Source organism: Stenotrophomonas sp. 3diitr2024, from assembly GCF_042136455.1.
Lineage (GTDB): Bacteria > Pseudomonadota > Gammaproteobacteria > Xanthomonadales > Xanthomonadaceae > Stenotrophomonas > Stenotrophomonas sepilia.
The window spans coordinates 1-4,494 of sequence record NZ_JBHHMJ010000689.1; the positions used below are offsets into that span (position 1 = coordinate 1).

Genomic DNA, 4,494 nt, shown 5'->3' on the forward strand with positions numbered 1-4,494 from the left:
CGCTGGCCGGCAACTCCATGAAGGTATCGGGTGAACTGAAGATGCCGGCCAGCGGCCGGCACTACCAGATGCTCATGCCGTGCCGGTTAGACTTCCGGCATGACGCCTGCCCACGATCCGCGCCGCGCCCAGCTGCGGCGCCTGAAAGCCCTCGCACTGGGCCTGCTGCTGTTGATGCTGGCCGGATTCGCGGTCAGCCATTGGCACGGCGAACGCGGCATCTGGGCCTGGGTTTCGGCCTTCTGCGAGGCTGCTGCGGTCGGCGCGCTGGCCGACTGGTTCGCAGTCGTTGCGCTGTTCCGGCGGCCAATGGGCCTGCCGATTCCGCACACCGCGATCATCCCGCGCAGCAAGGAACGCATCGGCGACAGCCTGGCGCTGTTCGTGCGCGACCAGTTCCTGGAACCGGGTGTGCTGCTGGCCAAGCTGAAGGTGTTCGATCCGGCCAGTCGTCTCGGTAGCTGGCTGGCCGACCCGGCACGCTCGCGGATGCTGGCCGACATGGCCCGCGGCTGGGCGCTGCAGGCACTGGATTTCTTCGACGAAACCGCGGTGCGGCGGCAACTGCATGCCTTCGTGGTGCAGCAGCTGCGGCAGTGGAACGCTGCTGCCACCGCCGGTGAACTGCTGGCCCTGCTGACCGCCGATGGCCGCCACCAGCGCGTGCTGGACGAGGGCCTGCAGCGCCTGGGACGCTGGCTGGAGCAGCCGGAGGTGAAGGAGCGCGCCTCGCAGCTGATCGTGCGCTACATCCAGCGCGAATGGCCGACGCTGTCGAGCACGGTGAACTGGGTCAAGCCAATCGACGAGATCGGCGACAGCCTGGCCGAACGCCTGGCGCGGGCGGTACTGGAAGAACTGCAACAGGTGCTGGCCGAGCCGCAGCATCCGCTGCGCCAGGATTACGAGACCTGGCTGCAGAACTACGTGCAGCGCCTGCGCGAAGACCCGGCGCTGGCTGAGCGCATCGAACAGCTCAAGCAGGACATGATCGACCACCCCGCCCTGCAGGACTACGTGCAGGGGCTGTGGGCGCGTATCCATGCCAGCCTGCGCGCCGACCTGCAACGCGAAGACTCTGCGCTGGTCGGACACCTGCGGCGCAGCCTGGCGTCGCTGGGCAGCAGCCTGCAGGCCGACCCGGCCCTGCGCGAGGCCCTCAACCAGCACCTGCTGGAAGGTGCGCAGCGCCTGACCGGCCGCCTGCGCGAGGGCGTGACCACGCATATCGCGCAGACCGTGAAGGGCTGGGATGAGCGGCACCTGGTCGAGCAACTGGAACTGAGCGTGGGTCGCGACCTGCAGTTCATCCGCTTCAACGGCACCCTGGTGGGCGGGTTGATCGGCCTGCTGCTGCATGCGGCAACCGTGGTGTTCAGTTTCTAGCCCCGGCCAACGCCCACGATCAGCACGCTTGATTCATGAAATGCGAATACATATCATTTGCTGATCGGTTGTACGCTTAGCCAAACGGGCACCAAAAACGTGCCCATCGCCCGTGTACTGCCCCGACTTCTGGGCTGCCCGTCTGCGCGGGCAGTGCTTCGTCGATGGGACACGCTGGGCGACATGCGCAGGGCGCAAGGGGGCCGCGGACGCGTTCCATCCCTTCTCCTACCTTCAGGAACGCCGTGGACCGCTCGCCCACACCCGCCAGCCCCCGCACCTTGTTCTCCAGCCCGCGCTGGGGCGTGCTGTCACGCGCTTTGGCCGCGATTTTCGGCGGCTATGCGCTGGCCTCGATGACCAGCGTGTTCTGCGCGGTGGCGTTGCCCGGCGCGCGCGGCCAGACCGTGCTGACCGGCATGCTGCTGGCCATTGTGGTGGCTGCCTGCGCGGCGCTGTGGGCCTTTGCCACCCGCAGCGCACTGCGGGCCTGGGTCGGCATCCTCGCCCCCGCCCTGCTGATGGCGGCGGTCGCACGCCTGTTGGGCGCCTGGGCATGAAGAACGGATTCCGCCAGTCGATGGCCTGGCTGCATACCTGGACGGGCCTGCTGGTCGGCTGGTTGCTGCTGCTGATCTTCATGGCCGGCACGGCCAGCTACTACCGCGAGGAAATCAGTCGCTGGATGCGCCCGGAGCTGCCGTCCAGCAACGTCAGCATCGACGTGGCCGCGCAGCGCGCGGTGGCCTACCTGCAGGCCAATGCGAGTCACGCCGAGAACTGGTTGGTCACCCTGCCGCAGCCGCGCAACCCGGCCATGCAGCTGTTCTGGCGGCTGCCACCGGAACTGGCCGACCCCAGTCGTGGCCGTCGTGGTGGCTTCGGCGACGCCACGCTCGACCCGAACACCGGCCAGGCACTGAAGGCGCGCGAGACCCGTGGCGGCGACTTCTTCTACCGCCTGCACTTCGACCTGCACTACATCCCGGTGTACTGGGCGCGCTACCTGGTCGGGTTCTGCGCGATGTTCATGCTGGTGGCGATCATCACCGGCGTCATCACCCACAAGAAAATCTTCAAGGACTTCTTCACCTTCCGCAAGGACAAGGGCCTGCGGTCCTGGCTGGATTTCCATAACGTCAGCGCGGTGATGGCCCTGCCGTACCACGCGATGATCACCTACACCGGCATCGTCACTCTGATGATCATGTACCTGCCGTGGGGGGTGAAAGTCGCCTACCCGCAGGACGAGGACAAGTTCTTCAGCGAAGCCTTCGGCGGCATGCCAGAGGTGACCGCGCCGGCGCAGGGCCGCGCCACGCCGCTGCCGATCGCACAGTTGCTGGACAGCGCGCGTGCGCACTGGCACGGCGTGGAAGTGGCCGGCTTCACCGTGTCCAACCCGGGCGCTGCCAATGCGGTGATCGACATCCGCCAACGTGACGGCAGGCGTTTGTCCACCGACACCCCGGCGCTGCGCTACGACATGGTCAGCGGTGCGCTGCTGGAAGAGACGCCACCGTCCGGCGGTGCCACCGCCACCCGTGGCGTGCTGTATGGCCTGCACCTGGCGCGCTTCGCCGACTGGGGCCTGCGCGCACTGTTCTTCCTGTCCGGCCTGGTCGGCTGCCTGATGGTCGCCAGCGGCGTGGTGCTGTGGGCGGTGAAGGAGCGTCCCAAGCATGCCAAGAACGGGCGTACCGGATTCGGCCTGCGCCTGGTCGATGCGCTGAACATCGGCACCGTGGCCGGCCTGCCGATCGCCTTCGCGGCGTACTTCTGGGGCAACCGCCTGCTGCCGCTGCAGATCGCCGAGCGCTCCAGTGCCGAGGCCAACGTGTTCTTCTGCGCCTGGGGCGCCGCGCTGCTGGCCGCCTTCATCTGGCCGAAGCGGATGATGTGGGCGTGGCAGTTGTACCTGGGTGCGGCCGCGTTCGCACTGGTGCCGGTGGTCAATGCAGTGACCACCCATGCCCACCTCGGGGTCACGCTGCGCAACGGCGACTGGGTACTGGCCGGCGTCGATCTTTCGATGATCGCATTCGGCGCAATGCTGGCGCTGTGCGGCTGGCGCATGCAGCGCTGGACGCCACCGCTGAGTGCGGCCGAGAAGAAGAAGCGTGCGGCCGCTGCGGCTGCGCCGAAGGCAACGGTGAACACTGCAGAAGCGGCCGAAGCGGAGGCCAGCGCATGATGCTGCTGGCACTGGCGCTGTCGTTCTCTGCGTTCACCGCGCTGTCGCTGTCGATGGAAAAGCACCAGCACGACCTGCATGGCAAGGCCGCGGCCGCACCCGCACGGCGGATGCAGTGGCGGGTGCTGGGCTGGGCGCTGCTGGCGGCGGCATTCGCACTGTGCGTGGCCGACCAAGGCTGGGCGATGGGCCCGGTGCTGTGGCTGGGGGCAATGACCCTGGCCGGCGTGACGCTGTCGCTCGGGTTGTATCCGTATCGTCCAACATGGATTGCGCCGCTGGCGATCGCGCTGCCGGTGCTGGGGTTGGTGCTGGAATTGCTGTAGCCGCAGGACCGGGACAGCGGCATCCTCGCATGGCGTGGATCTACAATGCCCGTATGGATAGCATGCTGCAGCGGATGTCTGGAATCGGCTTTTTTTCCCGGTTGGGTGAAACACTGCCCATAACGGCCGGCGTCGTCGCCGTTCGGTCGCTGGCCGAAGCACTGCGGACCATCGATACCGATGGTTTCGAATGGATGCCCACGACACTGGGCGATTCGGATCCGTTTCACGGCGCCCTGCCCCATCCCGCCGAACTCGCCGACGCCCGACGCGAACTCAACCGCACGTTGATGCGCGCGCTTTCGGCCCTGGATCTGCCGGCACTGCGCTGTGGCGCACATGACCTGCAGCTGGTGGCGCGCGATGGGGCGATGTTCGCCTTCCGGCAACGCCTGCTGGAGATGCATCTCAGCCTGCCGGCACACTGGGAGCCTGTGCTTGCGCTGTACGAACAGGGTCATTGGCCCCTGGCCCATGCGCCGGGGCGATTGTTGGTGCTTTAGGCCGATCCACGCATGGCGTGGATCTACGGACCAGATGCGGTAATGCCGGCCGCTGGCCGGCATCCCGCGGACCTTCCACGGTTCT

At 67.3% G+C, this 4,494-nt stretch carries 5 protein-coding genes; all 5 read left to right on the plus strand.

Features of this window, described 5'->3' with window-relative positions; all coding sequences use genetic code 11:
* Nucleotides 1-99 precede the first annotated feature (99 nt).
* Nucleotides 100-1,386: a DUF445 domain-containing protein gene (locus tag ABGA94_RS17750; protein WP_375367863.1), complete on the plus strand. Its 1,287-nt coding sequence runs from the start codon at nucleotides 100-102 to the stop codon at nucleotides 1,384-1,386.
* A gap of 245 nt (nucleotides 1,387-1,631) precedes the next feature.
* On the plus strand, nucleotides 1,632-1,946 hold the full coding sequence (locus tag ABGA94_RS17755) for a DUF3649 domain-containing protein (protein WP_005415910.1): 315 nt from the start codon (nucleotides 1,632-1,634) through the stop codon (nucleotides 1,944-1,946).
* Nucleotides 1,943-3,580 carry a PepSY domain-containing protein gene (locus ABGA94_RS17760; RefSeq protein WP_111127069.1) on the plus strand — a complete coding sequence of 546 codons (1,638 nt, stop codon included), beginning with the start codon at nucleotides 1,943-1,945 and terminating at the stop codon, nucleotides 3,578-3,580. The genes ABGA94_RS17755 and ABGA94_RS17760 overlap by 4 nt, the downstream gene beginning before the upstream one ends.
* Nucleotides 3,577-3,906, plus strand: coding sequence for a DUF3325 domain-containing protein (locus ABGA94_RS17765; RefSeq protein ID WP_111127067.1), 330 nt, complete (start codon nucleotides 3,577-3,579; stop codon nucleotides 3,904-3,906). The genes ABGA94_RS17760 and ABGA94_RS17765 overlap by 4 nt, the downstream gene beginning before the upstream one ends.
* 29 nt (nucleotides 3,907-3,935) lie before the next feature.
* A complete protein-coding gene (locus tag ABGA94_RS17770) occupies nucleotides 3,936-4,409 on the plus strand; it encodes a hypothetical protein (RefSeq protein ID WP_095378317.1) in 474 nt (157 codons plus the stop codon).
* The last annotated feature ends 85 nt before the right edge of the window (nucleotides 4,410-4,494 follow it).

Coding starts and splice junctions, on each gene's coding strand:
- ABGA94_RS17750 (WP_375367863.1), top strand. CDS start 100: ATGACGCCTGCCCACGATCCGCGCCGCGCCCAGCTGCGGCGCCTGAAA.
- ABGA94_RS17760 (WP_111127069.1), top strand. CDS start 1,943: ATGAAGAACGGATTCCGCCAGTCGATGGCCTGGCTGCATACCTGGACG.
- ABGA94_RS17765 (WP_111127067.1), top strand. CDS start 3,577: ATGATGCTGCTGGCACTGGCGCTGTCGTTCTCTGCGTTCACCGCGCTG.
- ABGA94_RS17770 (WP_095378317.1), top strand. CDS start 3,936: ATGGCGTGGATCTACAATGCCCGTATGGATAGCATGCTGCAGCGGATG.